The sequence below is a fragment of the Pseudomonas sp. 14P5.3.2 genome, assembly GCF_057799175.1.
This window is the reverse complement of the sequence record NZ_JBYOKU010000009.1, coordinates 160,904-177,705: the sequence shown is the minus strand read 5'-3', so window position 1 is coordinate 177,705 and position 16,802 is coordinate 160,904. Positions and strand designations below refer to the sequence as shown.

Genomic DNA, 16,802 nt, shown 5'->3' with positions numbered 1-16,802 from the left:
CTTACTGATATACCCGGCCCTACTGTGGGAGCGGGCTTGCTCGCGAAGGCGGCCTGACAGCCGACCAATCTCTTACTGATATGCCCGGCCCCACTGTGGGAGCGGGCTTGCTCGCGAAGGCGGCCTGTCAGCCGAACAATCTCTTACTGAATACACCCAATCCCATGTAGGAGCTGCCGAAGGCTGCGATCTTTTGATCTGGCTCTGGCTCTGGCTCTGGCTCTTGATGTGGCTTTTGATCTTCAAGCCCCTTCGGCAGGCCGAGCGAAGGTGTCCATCAGGGGGTAGGCGCGCAGCGCCATGCGGCGGAGCCGCATACATCGAGAGGAGGTGCAGCGAAGCAAACCGTAGGCGATGCCCCCTGATGGACACCGTAGCGAGGGAACACTGAGCCTCAGCGAAGTGCCGTACGCCGGGGGAAGCCTTTTTGGTTATTTTTTCGCTGGGCCGGCACTCCGGCGTTTGGAAAAAGTGACCCGCCGTAAGGGCGGAACCGTAATCAGCAACCCCCGCAGCAACGGATATGCCCCCAATCCAACCCCAACCAAAACAAAAAAAGGCGCGATCCTCACGAATCACGCCTTTCTCATGTGCTGCGGTCTATCAGCTACCCAACGCTTTGGACGCCAACCAGAACAACCCAGCCGACAACGCCACAGTCGCCGGCAAGGTCAGCACCCACGCCAGCAGGATAGTGCGAACAGTCCCGCCCTGCAGGCCGCTCTTGTTGGCGACCATGGTGCCGGCCACGCCCGAGGACAGCACGTGGGTGGTGGACACTGGCAGGCTGAAAATGTTGGCCATGCCGATCAGACTGGCAGTGGTGATCTGCGCCGACATGCCCTGAGAGTAGGTCATGCCTTGCTTGCCGATCTTCTCGCCGATGGTCAGTACCACACGTTTCCAGCCGACCATGGTGCCCAGGCCCAGAGCCAGTGCGACCGCCAGAATCACCCAGAACGGCGCGTATTCAGTGGTGGTGGTCAGGTCTTTTCGCAGTTTGTCCAGGTCAGCTTTTTCACGCGCTTCGAGGCCTGGCAGCTTGCCGACTTTCTTCGCGGTGTCGTCCAGGCAGAGCAAGTAGCGACGGACTTCGATGCGGCTTTCCGAGGACAGCGAATGGTAGTCCGCTACACCTTTAAGGGTGCCAAGCAGGGCGTTGATGGTCGGTTCGGTCTGCTGCGGGTTGCAGCGGAATTTTTCCGGCAGATCGCCTTCAACACTTTTGCCCAGGGCCAGGAATTCGCCCAGGGAATCGGCGTTGCGCTTGTAGAACTGGCTCAGGTGCAAGGTCGCGTCACGGGTGCGCTCGATCTGGTAGGTGGTGCTGCTCAGGTCAAGCACGAACTGCGCAGGCACGATACCGATCAGTACCAGCATGATCAGGCCGATGCCTTTCTGACCATCGTTGGAACCGTGCACGAAGCTCACGGCCATGGCCGAGATCACCAGTACCAGGCGATTCCAGAACGGCGGGTGCTTCTTGTCGTCGATCTTGCGGCGCTGTTCCGGGGTCTTGTGCATCTTCGACAGCGGGCGCCACCACTTCAGGCCGATCAGGATCAGCGCGGCGATCAGGAAACCGGCCATTGGCGAGAACACCAGCGAGGCGCCAATGTCGATCGCTTTCTGCCAGTTCACGCCGTCGGCCAACGGGATGTTGTTGATCAGGGCGTTGGCCAGGCCGACGCCGAGGATCGAGCCGATCAGGGTGTGGGAGCTGGAGGCCGGGATACCGAAGTACCAGGTGCCCAGGTTCCAGGTGATCGCCGCGGCGAGCAATGAGAACACCATCGCCAGGCCATGGCCGGTGTTCACATTGATCAGCAGTTCTACCGGCAGCAGGTGAACAATGGCATACGCCACGCCAACGCCGCCCAGCAACACGCCGAGGAAGTTGAACACACCGGAGAAGAACACCGCCAGGTGAGGCGGCATGGCTTTGGTGTAGATAACAGTGGCTACCGCGTTAGCGGTGTCATGAAATCCATTGATGAACTCGAAGGCGAGGACAAACGTCAGGGCGAGCAAGAGGCTCACAAGCACCCAAGCATCCAGTCCGCTGAATAAATCGATCATGAAGGTTTTCTGACCCGGTCATAAGGGGGCGCGATTATGCCAGAAAAGACTGGAAATCGATCCCCTACCTGCTCATCGGTAGCAATCAATGTCGAATTAAATTGTTGCAAGGTGCAAAGCCCGAGCGTGTTGCAGGGTTTTTCAAGTGCTTGATTGGCTTGGAAAAACTTTCAGGCAGCAGGCGTTTTGTCGAGCGCGCAGGGGCCTCAAACGTTTGTGTGAAATATCTCTGAAACGAGTCAGACACGCTCCTTTCCCGTGCAGGACGGGGGAGGTGGCCGCTGCCCGCGGGTAGCGGGCGCGCAAGGCATCATCGGGTCACCGTGCTTGTAGCCGGTGGCGACGCAGGCCCTCGAAAAACTCAGGATCGCCCGTTCATGGCTCTTCGGTTTTGAGTTCTTCTTCCATCTTTTTCAGTTCTTGCTGGAAAACCTGATCCTGAACTGTGGGGCGTTTACGCCATGCCTTGCGTTCCGGTTCGGGTTGGGCGGCGTAGGTGGTGACTTCCCCGCCGTAAACTTCCTTGTAACGTTGTTCCTGGCGCTCAAGTTCCGCGCGCAGTTCGTCTTTCGTCACAGTGCTACCTGTTTGAGTTGAGATAAATGTCTGGTGAAACGCACGGCAACGAGTCGATTGAACACGTCCACCGAGGGGCAATGCCAGTTCAGGCATTGGAGTTGTCGGCAGGGCGATCAAGACTTCCATGTTGCAGGCGGCTACGGCACCAGATTAAAACTGACGCAGCATCAGTTTCCTGTTTCAGCAAGCGCGCTGGCGGTGCATGAATAATGAGCGTCAGGCGCTGGCCGGGGCTGACGGCAATAGGCAGCGCATCAGCGGGCGGCACCCTCGGCCAGTGAAAACGCGGCGCCACTGAGGTGCATTATAGCGGTCGAATCGGGATTGACTATCTTTGCCAAGTTAAAAACGGTTCGGGATGTGTGATCGTTTTGTTGCTGACAAGTTTTATCGCTAGTTGAAATTTGTCGAAACCTTTAAGGACGCGCGTTCAGTTTCTGGCGCCATTAAGTCGAGCAACTAATGGGTCATGCAAAGTTGGCTGAACAGGTTGGCCCAACGATTGAAGAAGCCGCGAAGGACGGCGGCTGATGGATTGCGATAATCGGTCGGCGGTTCGATAATCGCCCAATCTTGGCGTCTCGGCCCTTGTGCATCTGTCGGCGAGCCGCTTGTATAGCCATTGATCCGTGATGCAAAAGGACAAGAAATGAACGATCAAATGCGCAACTCCTTCACCTCCGTGGCGCCGCCGATCGTCGCTTCGCCGGCCAAGCGCATCCAGGCGCTGACCGGCGACCCGGATTTCATGACCTCGCTGGCCCGTGGCCTGGCGGTGGTGCAGGCGTTTCAGGAGCGCAAGCGACACCTGACCATCGCTCAGATCAGCCACCGCACGGAAATTCCCCGCGCCGCCGTGCGTCGTTGCCTGCACACCTTGATCAAACTGGGTTACGCCACCACCGATGGCCGCACATATTCGTTGCTGCCCAAAGTCCTGACCCTTGGCCACGCCTATCTGTCATCGACGCCGCTGGCGGTGTCGGCCCAGCCGTACCTCGATCGCATGAGCGAGCAACTGCACGAAGCCTGCAACATGGCCACACTTGAAGGCGACGACATTCTGTACATCGCCCGTTCGGCGACCACGCAGCGGTTGATTTCGGTGGACCTGTCGGTGGGGGGGCGGCTGCCGGCCTATTGCACGTCGATGGGCCGAATCCTGCTGGCGGCGCTGGACGACACTTCGCTGGGCGAATACCTCGACCATGCCGAACTGGTGGCCAAAACCAGTCGCACGCTGCACACCCCGGAAAGTCTGCTCGAATGCCTGCAGGAAGTACGGCAGCAGGGCTGGTGCATCGTCGATCAGGAACTCGAGCAAGGCCTGCGTTCGATTGCCGTGCCGGTGTACGACGCGTCGGGCCAGGTGGTCGCGGCGCTCAACGTCAGCACCCACGCCGGTCGCGTCAGCCGTACCGAGCTGGAGCAACGCTTCCTGCCGGGCCTGCTCAGTGCCAGCCGCGACCTCAGCGCCCAATTGTTCGCTTGATGAAGCTGTTCGATAAACGCACAGTGTTGCGTTTATCGAATTGACGCTAAAAGCCTCGGATCATTAATGTCGCGGCAGCGTCATCCGGCGCAGATGTGAATGAGCCTGCCGGATTGTCGACTCCCATAATAATGACAAGAGGCAACTCACCATGCGCATGCTCCCCGACTGTCTCAGCCCCATTCCCTGTTGCCGGATTCACCGCAACGCCTGATTCCAGCCTTCTATTCTTGTGACCGTGCCGCTTTTTGGCCGGCCGCCGTTCGACTGCGTTTTTTGCGTGGAATAAAAATAATGAACCAGCCTCAGTCCGCTGTAGGTAACTGCCTCGACGTGCAGACCTTCATCAATGCCCAACCGATCTCGCGCTATCAGTGGCGCGTGGTGATCCTGTGTTTCCTGATTGTGTTTCTCGACGGCCTCGACACCGCGGCGATGGGTTTTATTGCGCCGGCGTTGTCCCAGGACTGGGGCATCGACCGCGCCAGCCTCGGCCCGGTGATGAGTGCTGCGCTGATCGGCATGGTGTTCGGCGCACTGGGTTCCGGCCCACTGGCTGACCGCTTCGGGCGCAAAGTGGTACTGGTCGGCGCGGTGCTGCTGTTTGGCGCTTTCAGTCTGGCTTCGGCCTACAGCACCAACGTCGAACAATTGCTGGTGCTGCGTTTCCTCACCGGCCTCGGTCTGGGCGCCGGCATGCCCAACGCCACCACGCTGCTCTCGGAATACACCCCGGAGCGCAAGAAATCCTTGCTGGTGACCAGCATGTTCTGCGGTTTCAACCTCGGCATGGCTGGCGGCGGATTCATTTCGGCGAAGCTGATCCCGGCGTTCGGCTGGCACAGCCTGTTGCTGATCGGCGGGATCCTGCCACTGATCCTCGCCGTGGTGCTGTTGTTCTGGCTGCCGGAATCGGCGCGCTATCTGGTGGTGCGTAATCGCGGTACCGACAAAGTGCGCAAGACCTTGTCGCCGATCGATCCGGTCACCGTCGCGCAGGCCTCGAGCTTCAGCGTGCCGGAACAGAAAACCGTCAAGGCGCGCAACGTGTTCGCGGTGATTTTCTCCGGCACCTACAGTGCCGGCACCTTGCTGCTGTGGCTGACCTACTTCATGGGCCTGGTCATCGTCTACCTGTTGACCAGTTGGCTGCCGACCCTGATGCGTGACAGCGGCGCGAGCATGGAGCAGGCGGCGTTTATCGGCGCGTTGTTCCAGTTCGGCGGGGTGTTGAGCGCGGTCGCTGTGGGCTGGGCGATGGACCGCTTCAATCCGCACAAGGTCATTGGCACGTTCTACCTGCTGGCCGGGGTTTTTGCCTACGCGGTGGGGCAGAGCCTGGGCAACATAACCTTGCTCGCGACCTTGGTGCTGGTGGCGGGGATGTGCGTCAACGGCGCGCAATCGGCGATGCCGTCGCTGGCGGCGCGGTTTTATCCGACCCAGGGGCGCGCAACCGGGGTGTCGTGGATGCTCGGGATTGGCCGGTTTGGTGCGATTCTCGGGGCGTGGATGGGCGCGACGTTGCTGGGGTTGGGCTGGAACTTTGAGCAGGTGTTGACGGCACTGGTGGTTCCGGCGGCGTTGGCGACGACGGCGGTGGTGATTAAAGGCATGGTGAGTCATGCGGATGCGACTTGAGTCGAGTCATTTTGATTTGCGTTGAATGTTCCGACGCCTTCGCGAGCAAGCCCGCTCCCACAGGGAAAACACATTTCAAATGTGGGAGCGGGCTTGCTCGCGAAGCTTTTGCTTGTGATTGATAGGGTGGTAACAATCTGTTCGATAAACGAACACTCAGTCGATTATCGGATTGTTTGGCGATTTTCAGCGGCTTAATCTGCAGTGACTCCGGCGCTGAACCTCGCGCCTTTTTCTCACTGGCGATTCACTACAAAAACGGGAGCCTGCTCCATGGCTGAGATCCTTTCGCTGCACGACGCGGTGAAGCAATTCGTCAACGACGGCGACACCGTCGCGCTCGAAGGCTTCACTCACCTGATTCCGACAGCCGCAGGTCATGAAATCATTCGTCAGGGCAAGAAAGATCTGACCCTGGTGCGGATGACGCCTGACCTGATCTACGACCAACTGATCGGTGCCGGTTGTGCACGCAAGCTGATCTTTTCCTGGGGTGGCAACCCGGGTGTGGGGTCGCTGCACCGTCTGCGCGATGCGGTCGAGAAGCAGTGGCCGCATGCGCTGGAAATCGAAGAGCACAGCCACGCCGACCTGGCCAACGCCTACGTCGCCGGCGCTTCCGGCCTACCGTTCGCCGTGCTGCGGGCCTACGCCGGTTCCGACCTGCCGAAGGTCAACCCGCTGATCAAATCCGTGACCTGCCCGTTCACCGGTGAAGTGCTGGCGGCGGTGCCGTCGGTACGTCCGGACGTGACCGTGATCCACGCGCAGAAGGCCGACCGCCAAGGCAACGTGCTGCTGTGGGGCATTCTCGGTGTGCAGAAAGAAGCCGCACTGGCGGCCAAGCGTTGCATCGTCACCGTCGAGGAGATCGTCGATAACCTCAACGCCCCGATGAATGCCTGCGTGCTGCCGACCTGGGCCTTGAGCGCGGTCTGCCACGTGCCGGGCGGTGCGCATCCGTCCTACGCCCACGGTTACACCGAGCGTGACAATCGTTTCTATCAGGCGTGGGATCCGATCGCCCGTGACCGTGAGACGTTTACCGCGTGGATCAACGAATACATCCATGGCTGCGCTGACTTCAGCGAGTTCCAGGCCAAGTTGGCCGCTGCTTCGGAGGCCAAGTAATGACTTACACCACCAATGAAATGATGACCGTCGCTGCGGCCCGTCGCCTGAAAAACGGCTCGGTGTGCTTCGTCGGCATCGGCCTGCCGTCGAAAGCCGCCAACCTCGCGCGCCTGACTTCGTCGCCGGACGTGGTGCTGATCTACGAATCCGGCCCGATTGGCGCCAAACCAAGCGTGCTGCCGCTGTCGATCGGTGACGGCGAGTTGGCGGAGACCGCCGACACTGTCGTGCCAACCGGTGAGATTTTTCGCTACTGGCTGCAGGGCGGGCGCATCGACGTCGGTTTTCTCGGCGCGGCGCAGGTCGACCGTTTCGGCAACATCAACACCACCGTGGTCGGCGACTATCACGCGCCGAAAGTGCGCCTGCCGGGTGCCGGTGGCGCGCCGGAAATCGCCGGTTCGGCGAAAAGCGTGTTGATCATCCTCAAACAGTCGGCGCGGTCATTCGTCGACAAACTCGACTTCATTACTTCGGTCGGTCACGGCGAGGGCGGCGATTCGCGCAAGCGTCTGGGCCTGCCGGGTGCCGGTCCGGTCGGGATCATCACCGACCTGTGCATCATGGAGCCGGAAGCGGGCACCCACGAATTCGTGGTCACCGCACTGCATCCGGGCGTGACCCGCGAGCAAGTGGTCGCCGCCACCGGTTGGGCGATCCGCTTTGCCGACAACGTTGAAACCACGGCGGCGCCGACCGAGGTCGAACTGACCGCCCTGCGCGATCTCGAAGCGCGCACCGCCGCCGCCCACGGCCAGGCACCGGGAGAAGCATGATGCGTGACGTGTATATCTGCGACGCGATTCGCACCCCCATCGGCCGTTTCGGCGGTGGTCTGGCCGCCGTGCGCGCCGACGATCTGGCCGCTGTGCCGATCAAGGCGCTGATGGAGCGCAATCCCTCGGTGGACTGGAACGCGATCGACGAAGTGTTCCTCGGCTGCGCCAACCAGGCAGGCGAAGACAACCGCAACGTGGCGCGCATGGCGCTGCTGCTGGCCGGCCTGCCGGAGAGCGTGCCGGGCATGACCCTCAACCGTCTCTGTGCTTCGGGCATGGACGCGATCGGCACCGCGTTCCGCGCCATTGCCAGTGGCGAGATGGAGCTGGCGATTGCCGGTGGCGTCGAGTCGATGTCCCGCGCGCCGTTCGTGATGGGCAAGGCGGACGCAGCGTTCTCGCGCAACATGAAACTGGAAGACACCACCATCGGCTGGCGTTTCATCAACCCGTTGATGAAAGCGCAGTATGGCGTCGACGCGATGCCGCAGACCGCCGACAACGTCGCCGACGACTATAAAGTATCGCGCGCCGACCAGGACGCGTTCGCCCTGCGCAGTCAGCAACGCACCGCCGCCGCGCAGGCTGCGGGCTACTTCGCCGAAGAAATCGTCGAAGTGCGGATCGCCCACAAGAAGGGCGAAACCGTGGTCAGCCAGGACGAACATCCACGCGCTGACACGACGCTTGAAGCCCTGAGCAAACTCAAACCGGTCAACGGTCCGGACAAAACCGTGACCGCTGGCAACGCGTCCGGGGTCAACGACGGCGCGGCCGCGCTGATTCTCGCTTCGGCTGAAGCGGTAAAAAAACACGGCCTGACCGCCCGAGCCAAAGTGCTGGGCATGGCCAGTGCCGGCGTCGCGCCACGGGTGATGGGCATCGGCCCGGTGCCGGCGGTGCGCAAACTGATCGAGCGTCTCGGAGTGGCGGTCAGCGATTTCGACGTGATCGAACTCAACGAAGCCTTCGCCAGCCAAGGCCTGGCGGTGCTGCGTGAACTGGGTCTGGCCGACGATGCGTCGCAGGTCAACCCGAACGGTGGCGCGATTGCCTTGGGTCACCCGTTGGGCATGAGCGGCGCGCGACTGGTGCTGACTGCGTTGCATCAGTTGGAAAAGACCGGCGGCAAGAAAGGTCTGGCAACCATGTGCGTCGGCGTCGGGCAGGGTCTGGCGCTGGCCATCGAACGCGTCTGACGCACAGCTGCACGAACAAGAACTGAGGAAAGCGAAATGACTGACAAGCCTGGCTACCGTCGTCCGCAGGAAGGCACCCAGCCTGAGTACCTGCACCCGACGTATCAATCCACCAACCTGCGCTCGCCATCCAAGCCATTGGTGTTTCTGCCGCATTCGTTGTCGGAGATCACCGGCCCGACCATCGGTGCCGAACGCGTCGCCGAGAAAGACAACGACCTGACTGCTCAGCACGACGGCGAGCCGTTGGGCGAGCGCATCATCATTCACGGCCGTGTGCTCGATGAAAACGGTTTGCCGGTGCCGGGGATTCTGGTGGAGATCTGGCAGGCCAACGCCGCCGGCCGCTACAACCACAAACGCGATCTGCACGACGCGCCGCTGGACCCGAACTTCACCGGTACCGGTCGCACCGTGACCGACGCCGACGGCTGGTATCAGTTCCAGACCATCAAGCCCGGCGCCTATCCGTGGGGCAACCACCACAACGCGTGGCGCCCGGCGCACATCCATTTCTCGCTGTTCGGGCCGAGCATCCTCACCCGTCTGGTGACGCAGATGTATTTCCCCGGCGACCCGCTTCTGGCCTACGACCCGATCTACAACTGCGTGCCGGACACCTCCGCCAAGGAGCGTCTGATCGCCGCTTTCGATCTGGAAAAAACCATTCCGTCCTACGCCCTCGGCTATCGCTGGGACATCGTCTTGCGCGGCCGCGACGCCACGCCGATGGAGAAATAAGATGACGCTGACTGCCACCACGTCCCACACCGTCGGGCCGTACTACCACATCGGCCTGACCTGGCTGAACCGCGAAAACCTCGCGGTCGAACAAACCCTCGGCGAGCGCGTGGCGATCACCGGCCAAGTCGTTGACGGCAACGGCGATGTGGTCAACGACGCGATGCTCGAAGTCTGGCAGGCCAACGCCGCCGGCAAATACGCGCACCCGGAAGACGAGCAGGACAAACCGCTGGACCCGCACTTCGAAGGTTTCGGCCGGGTGCCGGTGGACGCCGAAGGGCGCTTCCGTTTCACCACGATCAAACCGGGCACGGTCGAAGGCCTGAAGGGCTCGACCCAGGCCCCGCACCTGGTGGTGCTGGTGTTTGCCCGCGGCCTGGTCAAACACTTGCTGACACGCATCTACTTCGAAGGCGATCCGGCGAACGTGAGTGATCCGCTGCTGGAATGTGTGCCGGCCGAGCGCCGCGGGACGTTGCTGGCGAAGCCGGATGCGGCGGGTGTTTATCAGTGGAATGTGATTTTGCAGGGCACTGAGGCGGAGACGGTGTTTTTCGATTATTGAAGGGGCAACACACATCCCATGTGGGAGCGGGCTTGCTCGCGAAGGCGGTGGGTCAGTCAACATTAATATTGCCTGACACGCCCTCTTCGCGAGCAAGCCCGCTCCCACAGGGAAACTGTATGGCTGATTCGATGTGGAACGGGACTGTTGCGAAGTGTGTCTAGACTCTCACCTGTCCCCTCAGAGTAAAAACAATGACAACTACCACCGCTCATTACACCGGCGAAGAGCGCAGCAAGCGCATCTTCGCCATTGTCGGTGCCTCGTCCGGCAATCTGGTCGAATGGTTCGACTTCTATGTCTATGCCTTCTGCGCGATCTATTTCGCCCCGGCGTTTTTCCCCTCCGACAACCCCACGGTGCAACTGGTCAACACGGCCGGCGTATTCGCCGCCGGTTTCCTGATGCGCCCGATTGGTGGCTGGATTTTCGGGCGGCTGGCGGACAAGAAGGGCCGCAAGACTTCGATGATGATTTCGGTGCTGATGATGTGCTTCGGCTCGCTGCTCATCGCCTGTCTGCCGACCTACGCCAGCATCGGCGTGTGGGCACCGCTGTTGTTGCTGTTCGCGCGTCTGCTGCAAGGTTTGTCGGTGGGTGGCGAATACGGCACCACCGCGACCTACATGAGTGAAGTTGCGCTCAAGGGCCAGCGCGGCTTTTTCGCTTCGTTCCAGTACGTGACGCTGATCGGCGGACAACTGCTGGCGGTGTTGCTGGTGGTGATCCTGCAGCAGTTCCTCAGCGAAGACGAACTGCGTGCTTACGGCTGGCGGATTCCGTTTGTGGTCGGTGCGGTGGCGGCGGTGATCTCGCTGTTCCTGCGGCGTTCGCTGAAAGAAACCGCCAGCAAGGAAATGCGCGAGAACAAGGACGCCGGCAGCATTCGCGCGCTGTTCCGTGATCACAAAGCCGCTTTCATCACCGTGCTCGGTTACACCGCCGGTGGCTCGCTGATTTTCTACACCTTCACCACCTACATGCAGAAGTACCTGGTGAACACCGCCGGCATGCACGCGAAGACCGCCAGCTACATCATGACCGGCGCGCTGTTCCTGTATATGTGCATGCAGCCGCTGTTCGGCATGCTCGCCGACAAGATCGGCCGGCGTAATTCGATGCTCTGGTTCGGCGCGCTCGGCACGCTGTTCACCGTGCCGATCCTGTTGAGCCTGAAAAGCATCAGCAGCCCGGTGCTGGCCTTTGTGCTGATTACCGTGGCGCTGGCGATTGTCAGTTTCTACACCTCGATCAGCGGCCTGGTGAAAGCCGAAATGTTCCCGCCGGAAGTCCGCGCTCTTGGCGTCGGTCTGGCCTATGCGGTGGCCAACGCGATCTTCGGCGGCTCGGCTGAATACGTGGCCCTGAGCCTCAAGGCCGGGGGCATGGAAAACGCCTTCTACTGGTACGTCACGGTGATGATGGCGGTGGCGTTCCTGTTCAGCCTGCGCCTGCCGAAACAGGCGGCGTACTTGCATCACGATCTGTAAACCGATGAGCGCGGGCTGTGAAGGCCCGCGCCGGCAAGGACTGTTTATGACTCAGCGACCGGGCAATCAATTGTTCGATGCCTACTTCACTGCCCGCGATATGCGCGACGTGTTCTGCGATCAGGGCCGGGTGCAGGCGATGCTCGATTTCGAAGCGGCACTGGCCCGGGCCGAAGCGCGGGTCGGGGTGATTCCGGCGTCCGCCGTTGCGCCGATTGCCGCCGCCTGCAACGCCGGTCTGTATGACTTCGCGGCGCTGGGCGAGGCGATTGCCACGGCCGGTAACTCGGCGATTCCACTGGTCAAGGCGTTGGGCAAGCAGATCGCCGCGAGCAGTGCCGAGGCTGAGCGTTATGTGCATCTGGGGGCGACCAGTCAGGACGTGATGGATTCCGGGCTGGTGCTGCAATTGCGTCAGGCGCTGGAGCTGATTGAAAGCGATCTGGCAGCGCTTGCCGATTCGCTCGCCGCCCAAGCCCAACGTCATGCGGCGACGCCACTGGCCGGGCGCACCTGGCTGCAGCACGCCACGCCCGTCACGCTCGGAATGAAGATTGCCGGTTGGCTCGGCGCGGTGACCCGCAGTCGTCAGCGCCTGCGTGAACTCAAGCCACGGCTGCTGGTGCTGCAATTCGGCGGAGCGTCCGGCACCCTCGCGGCGCTCGGCGGGCAAGCATTACCGATCGCTCAGGCCTTGGCGGAAGAACTGCGACTGACACTGCCCGAGCAACCGTGGCACACCCAGCGTGATCGCATCGTCGAGTTCGGCGCGGTACTCGGTTTGATCGCCGGCAGCCTCGGCAAACTCGGGCGCGACGTCAGTCTGTTGATGCAGACCGAAGCGGCGGAAGTGTTCGAGCCGTCGGCGCCGGGCAAGGGCGGTTCGTCGACCATGCCGCACAAGCGCAATCCGGTCGGCGCGGCGGTGTTGATCGGTGCCGCGACGCGGGTGCCGGGGCTGGTCTCGACGCTGTTCAGCGCCATGCCGCAGGAGCACGAACGCAGCCTCGGTCTATGGCATGCCGAATGGGAAACCCTGCCGGACATCTGCTGCCTGGTGTCCGGTGCGCTGCAACAGGCGCGCCTGCTGGCCGATGGCCTGGAAGTCGACGCCGAACGCATGGCGCGCAATCTCCAATTGACCCAAGGGCTGGTGCTCGCCGAAGCGGTGAGCATCGTCCTCGCGCAGCGGGTCGGCCGCGACACCGCGCACCATTTGCTCGAACAATGCTGCAAACGCGCGGTGGCCGAACAGCGCCACCTGCGTGCGGTACTCGGCGACGAGCCGCAAGTGACTGCCGAACTGAGCAGCACCGAACTCGATCATCTGCTCGACCCTGCGCATTACCTCGGCCAGGCGCAAACCTGGGTCGAGCGCGCAGTCGCCGAACACAATGCTTTGACTGTCTGAAGGAGAGGGCTGTGGCTTTCGTTCAACTCGCCGATGGCGAACTGCACTATCAATTGGATGGGCCGGTCGATGCGCCGGTGCTGTTGCTGTCCAACTCGCTGGGCACCGACCTGCACATGTGGGACGCGCAGATACCGGCGTTCACCAAGCACTTCCGGGTGCTGCGTTTCGACACGCGCGGGCACGGCCAGTCGCTGGTGACGCCGGGGCCGTACAGCATCGAGCAACTGGGTCGCGACGTGCTGGGGCTGCTGGATGCGCTGCACATCGAGCGTGCGCATTTCTGCGGATTGTCGATGGGCGGGTTGATCGGCCAGTGGCTGGGGATCAATGCCGCTCATCGTCTGCACAAACTGATTGTGTGCAACACCGCCGCGAAGATCGGCGACCCGTCGGTGTGGAATCCGCGCATTGAAACCGTGTTGCGTGATGGCCCGGCAGCGATGGTCGCGCTGCGTGATGCATCGATTGCCCGTTGGTTTACCCCGGACTTTTCCACGGCCAATCCGGCCGCGGCGAAGAAGATCACCGACATGCTCGCGGCGACGTCACCTGAAGGTTATGCGGCCAATTGCGCGGCGGTGCGCGATGCCGATTTCCGTGAGCAACTGGCGTCGATCAACCTGCCGCTGCTGGTGATCGCGGGTACCGAAGATGCGGTGACGCCACCGTCCGGCGGGCATTTCATTCAGGAGCATGTGCGCGGCGCCGAGTACGCCGAGTTCTATGCCGCGCACCTGTCCAACGTGCAGGCCGGTGCCGCTTTCAGTGATCGGGTGTTGGCGTTTCTGAACGCTCAGTGAGGGAAGATTTGTGGACGAGAAACAACGTTACGACGAAGGTTTGCAAGTACGCCGCGCGGTATTGGGCGATGCCCACGTCGATCGCAGCCTGAATGCGCTGACCGAGTTCAACTCGGAATTCCAGGAGATGATCACCCGTCACGCCTGGGGCGACATCTGGACCCGCCCGGGCCTGCCTCGGCATACCCGCAGCCTGATCACCATCGCCATGCTGATCGGGATGAACCGCGAGGCCGAACTGAAACTGCATTTGCGTGCGGCGGCCAACAACGGTGTGAGCCGGGGCGAGATCAAGGAGGTGATCATGCAAAGTGCGATCTATTGCGGGATCCCGGCGGCGAATGCCACGTTCCATCTGGCGGAGTCGGTGTGGGATGAGCTGGGGGTTGAATCCCGGGAGTGATGGTGCCTGAACTGAGGCCTTCGCGAGCAAGCCCGCTCCCACAATGGAACGCGTTCATCTGTAGGAGTGAGCCTGCTCGCGATGGCGATATTTGCCGTGACACCTCATACCCTGGCGACAATGAAAATCCGCTTGAACGGAAACAGCGTCTGCCCGTTTTTCTCCGGCGGATAATGCTTATGCACCCGCATCAGATAGTGATAGATGAAGCGCGCCTGTTCTTCTGAACTCAGCGCCTGCATCACCGGCCGCAGTGCCGAGACCTTCACCCAGTCGTAGATCGGCGACTTGCCGCCGACCACCTGCAATTGCTCGGTTTCCCAGATGTCCAGTGACGTGGTCAGCGGCGCCAGCAAGCGGTAGTAATCCTCCAGCGACAATAGCGGTCGCGCCGCCATGTGCTGGCGCAGTTGCGGTGTGCCGATAGGGGTATGGCCCGGGCCGGCGTCTTCTAGGGTGTCGAGCATCAGTCGATACCACAAGGCATCGCGCCAGTCCGGCATGTGCGCCGCCAGACAGCCGCCGGGGTTCAGATGCCCGAGCAGGCGCGGCAGCAGTTGTTGATGATCGCCAATGAAATGCAGCACCGCTGCGGCGAGCAGCAGGTCGGCGGGTTGTCTGGGTTGCCATTCGAGCAGGTCGCACTCTTGCCAGCGGGCGTTGATCGGCAGACATCGGGCCTGATCCAGCATCTGCCGCGAACTGTCGACGCCCAGCAACTGCGCTCGCGGCCAACGTTCGGCCAGCAGCTGCGTGGCAATACCGGTGCCGCAGCCCAGGTCGTAAATGTGTTTGGGGTTATCCAGTTCGACGCGATCGAGCAATTCGTGGACCGGGCGCTGGCGTTGACGGGAAAACTGCTGGTACGCCTTGGCGTCCCAGTCGAGGGCTGCGTTGAGTGGGTTGATCATGAGGTGGTCCTCCGATGATCAGCAGTGTCTTCCGATGACAACCTGGCCAAATCTTGAGGACCAACAACTTTGGAGAGCGGAAGCGGGGAGGGTGTGGCGCCTGAGTCCTTCAGGTGTTTCCTACTCTACCCGAGGCTTTGCGAAGCGCTACAGATCCTGACGGATGGCTCTCTGATATCCCTTTCCCTGTAGGAGCTGCCGAAGGCTGCGATCTTTTGATCTTAAAAAAGCACAAGATCGCAGCCTGCGGCAGCTCCTACAGATAATCCGGGGCCATTCTCGAATCAGAGCAAGCTGATCGGATAGCTGATGAACAGGCGGTTTTCGTCGAACTCGTTGTTGCTGAAGTCGCGGCGCATGGTCGAGTTGCGCCAGCGCACGTTCAGGTCGCGCAAGGCGCCGCTCTGCACGGTGTAGCCCAGTTCCGATTCGCGGCCCCATTCCTTGCCATCGGTGATGGTTCCGGTGTGCACGTTGTCGCCGCTGATGTAGCGGTTCATCAGGGTCAGGCCGGGGATGCCCAGGGCGGCAAAATTGTAGTCGTGGCGCACCTGCCAGGATCGCTCCTGAGCGTTGTCGTAGCTGGAGTTGTAGCTGTCGTTGGCCAGGGTGCCGCCGCTGGTGCCGTTGACGCGCATCCAGGCGCTGTCGCCGGTGAGTTTCTGCAGGCCGACGTAGAAAGTGTTGCCGCCGTAGCGGGCCGAGAACATCCCCGACCAGGTCTTGTTGTCGAGTTCGCCGGCGCGGGCGCTGCCGTCATCCTTGCCATAGAAGAAGCCGAGGTTGGCGCCCAGGGTCCAGTCGCCCAGTGGCTGGCTGTGAGTCAGGTTGACGTATTGCTGGCTGTAGATGTCCTTGAGTTCGGCGTTCCACAGGCCGATCTGCGTGCGCTTTTCGTTGAAAACGTATTCACCACCCTGAAAGTTGAAGCGGTCCGAGGTGAACGCCGGCTTACCGAACATCGACATGTCGCTCATGCTGCTGTCGTCGCGCGGACTGTTGGCGCGGAACTGGCCGCCGTAAAGGGTCAGACCGTTGATCTCCTTCGAGGTGATCTGCCCGCCACGGAAGGTTTGCGGCAGCGAACGGCCGTCGTCCGAACGCAGGATCGGCAGCACCGGCATCCATTCGCCGACCTTGATTTCGGTCTGCGACAGCTTGGCCTTGAACGCGACGTTGGTACGGCCGAAATTGTCCGCCGGGCGCCCGTCGTGATCCAGTGGCAGCAATTGCGTGCCGCCGGTGCCCTTGCCGCCGTCGAGCTTCACCGAATACAGGCCCAGCACGTCCATGCCGAAGCCGACGGTGCCTTGGGTGAAGCCGGATTTGGCGTCGAGGATGAAGCTCTGCGTCCACTCTTCAGCCTTGCCCTGAGCCTTGGTCGGGTTGGTGAAGTTGCGGTTGATGTAGAAGTTGCGCAGGTTCAGGTTGGCGCTGGCGCCTTCGACAAATCCGGCTTCTTCGGCTGCGACAGGCAGGGCGGCGCCGGTCAGTGCGAGGGCGATCAGGCCGGGGAGTGCGTACGGCGCAGTTGGATGAGTCATCGCAGGGTCTCTTGTTATTTTTTTTGGG

15 protein-coding genes are annotated in these 16,802 nt (G+C 61.6%); 11 read left to right on the top strand and 4 right to left on the bottom strand.

All coding sequences use genetic code 11. The features are described 5' to 3' along the window. Positions 1-603: 603 nt before the first annotated feature. Together AC27VU_RS10155 and AC27VU_RS10150 are read right to left on the bottom strand one after the other, a co-directional pair. The gene (locus AC27VU_RS10155) at positions 604-2,079 is read right to left on the bottom strand and encodes an inorganic phosphate transporter (protein ID WP_003222397.1); all 1,476 of its coding nucleotides are present in this window, start codon (positions 2,077-2,079) and stop codon (positions 604-606) included. A gap of 375 nt (positions 2,080-2,454) precedes the next feature. Further along, positions 2,455-2,655: a hypothetical protein gene (locus tag AC27VU_RS10150; RefSeq protein ID WP_003222398.1), complete on the bottom strand. Its 201-nt coding sequence runs from the start codon at positions 2,653-2,655 to the stop codon at positions 2,455-2,457. Between the two features lie 652 nt (positions 2,656-3,307). Between AC27VU_RS10150 and pcaR the strand changes: the two genes are divergently transcribed. The 11 genes from pcaR to pcaC all read left to right on the top strand — a co-directional run bounded on the left by pcaR (position 3,308) and on the right by pcaC (position 14,319). Continuing rightward, complete coding sequence (gene pcaR / locus AC27VU_RS10145) at positions 3,308-4,150, top strand: pca regulon transcriptional regulator PcaR (protein ID WP_003222399.1); 843 nt, start codon at positions 3,308-3,310, stop codon at positions 4,148-4,150. Between the two features lie 294 nt (positions 4,151-4,444). Then, a complete protein-coding gene (gene pcaK / locus AC27VU_RS10140; protein ID WP_488723964.1) occupies positions 4,445-5,791 on the top strand; it encodes a 4-hydroxybenzoate transporter PcaK in 1,347 nt (448 codons plus the stop codon). Positions 5,792-6,064: 273 nt separating this feature from the next. Further along, positions 6,065-6,922: a CoA transferase subunit A gene (locus AC27VU_RS10135; RefSeq protein WP_003222404.1), complete on the top strand. Its 858-nt coding sequence runs from the start codon at positions 6,065-6,067 to the stop codon at positions 6,920-6,922. After that, on the top strand, positions 6,922-7,701 hold the full coding sequence (locus AC27VU_RS10130; protein ID WP_007963157.1) for a CoA-transferase subunit beta: 780 nt from the start codon (positions 6,922-6,924) through the stop codon (positions 7,699-7,701). Before AC27VU_RS10135 ends, AC27VU_RS10130 begins: the two co-directional genes overlap by 1 nt. After that, positions 7,698-8,903, top strand: coding sequence for a 3-oxoadipyl-CoA thiolase (gene pcaF, locus AC27VU_RS10125; protein ID WP_488723963.1), 1,206 nt, complete (start codon positions 7,698-7,700; stop codon positions 8,901-8,903). Before AC27VU_RS10130 ends, pcaF begins: the two co-directional genes overlap by 4 nt. Positions 8,904-8,939: 36 nt before the next feature. Further along, positions 8,940-9,644, top strand: a complete 705-nt coding sequence (gene pcaH, locus AC27VU_RS10120; protein ID WP_027614394.1) for a protocatechuate 3,4-dioxygenase subunit beta — start codon at positions 8,940-8,942, stop codon at positions 9,642-9,644. A gap of 1 nt (position 9,645) precedes the next feature. Continuing rightward, a complete protein-coding gene (pcaG, locus tag AC27VU_RS10115; RefSeq protein ID WP_473018985.1) occupies positions 9,646-10,212 on the top strand; it encodes a protocatechuate 3,4-dioxygenase subunit alpha in 567 nt (188 codons plus the stop codon). Between the two features lie 194 nt (positions 10,213-10,406). Next, positions 10,407-11,702, top strand: coding sequence for an MFS family transporter (locus AC27VU_RS10110; protein WP_103520919.1), 1,296 nt, complete (start codon positions 10,407-10,409; stop codon positions 11,700-11,702). A 46-nt stretch (positions 11,703-11,748) separates the two neighbouring features. Beyond that, positions 11,749-13,113 (top strand): 3-carboxy-cis,cis-muconate cycloisomerase, encoded by a 1,365-nt coding sequence (locus tag AC27VU_RS10105; RefSeq protein WP_400505812.1) that lies wholly within the window; start codon positions 11,749-11,751, stop codon positions 13,111-13,113. A gap of 11 nt (positions 13,114-13,124) precedes the next feature. Beyond that, positions 13,125-13,916, top strand: coding sequence for a 3-oxoadipate enol-lactonase (gene pcaD / locus AC27VU_RS10100; RefSeq protein WP_488723962.1), 792 nt, complete (start codon positions 13,125-13,127; stop codon positions 13,914-13,916). A 10-nt stretch (positions 13,917-13,926) separates the two neighbouring features. Next, positions 13,927-14,319: a 4-carboxymuconolactone decarboxylase gene (pcaC, locus tag AC27VU_RS10095; protein WP_003222417.1), complete on the top strand. Its 393-nt coding sequence runs from the start codon at positions 13,927-13,929 to the stop codon at positions 14,317-14,319. Between the two features lie 104 nt (positions 14,320-14,423). Here the strand turns inward: pcaC and AC27VU_RS10090 are convergent, their stop codons facing one another. Both AC27VU_RS10090 and AC27VU_RS10085 read right to left on the bottom strand, forming a co-directional pair. Continuing rightward, positions 14,424-15,230 (bottom strand): methyltransferase domain-containing protein, encoded by an 807-nt coding sequence (locus tag AC27VU_RS10090; protein WP_488723961.1) that lies wholly within the window; start codon positions 15,228-15,230, stop codon positions 14,424-14,426. A gap of 284 nt (positions 15,231-15,514) precedes the next feature. After that, positions 15,515-16,774 carry an OprD family porin gene (locus AC27VU_RS10085; protein ID WP_488723960.1) on the bottom strand — a complete coding sequence of 420 codons (1,260 nt, stop codon included), beginning with the start codon at positions 16,772-16,774 and terminating at the stop codon, positions 15,515-15,517. Positions 16,775-16,802: the final 28 nt, after the last annotated feature.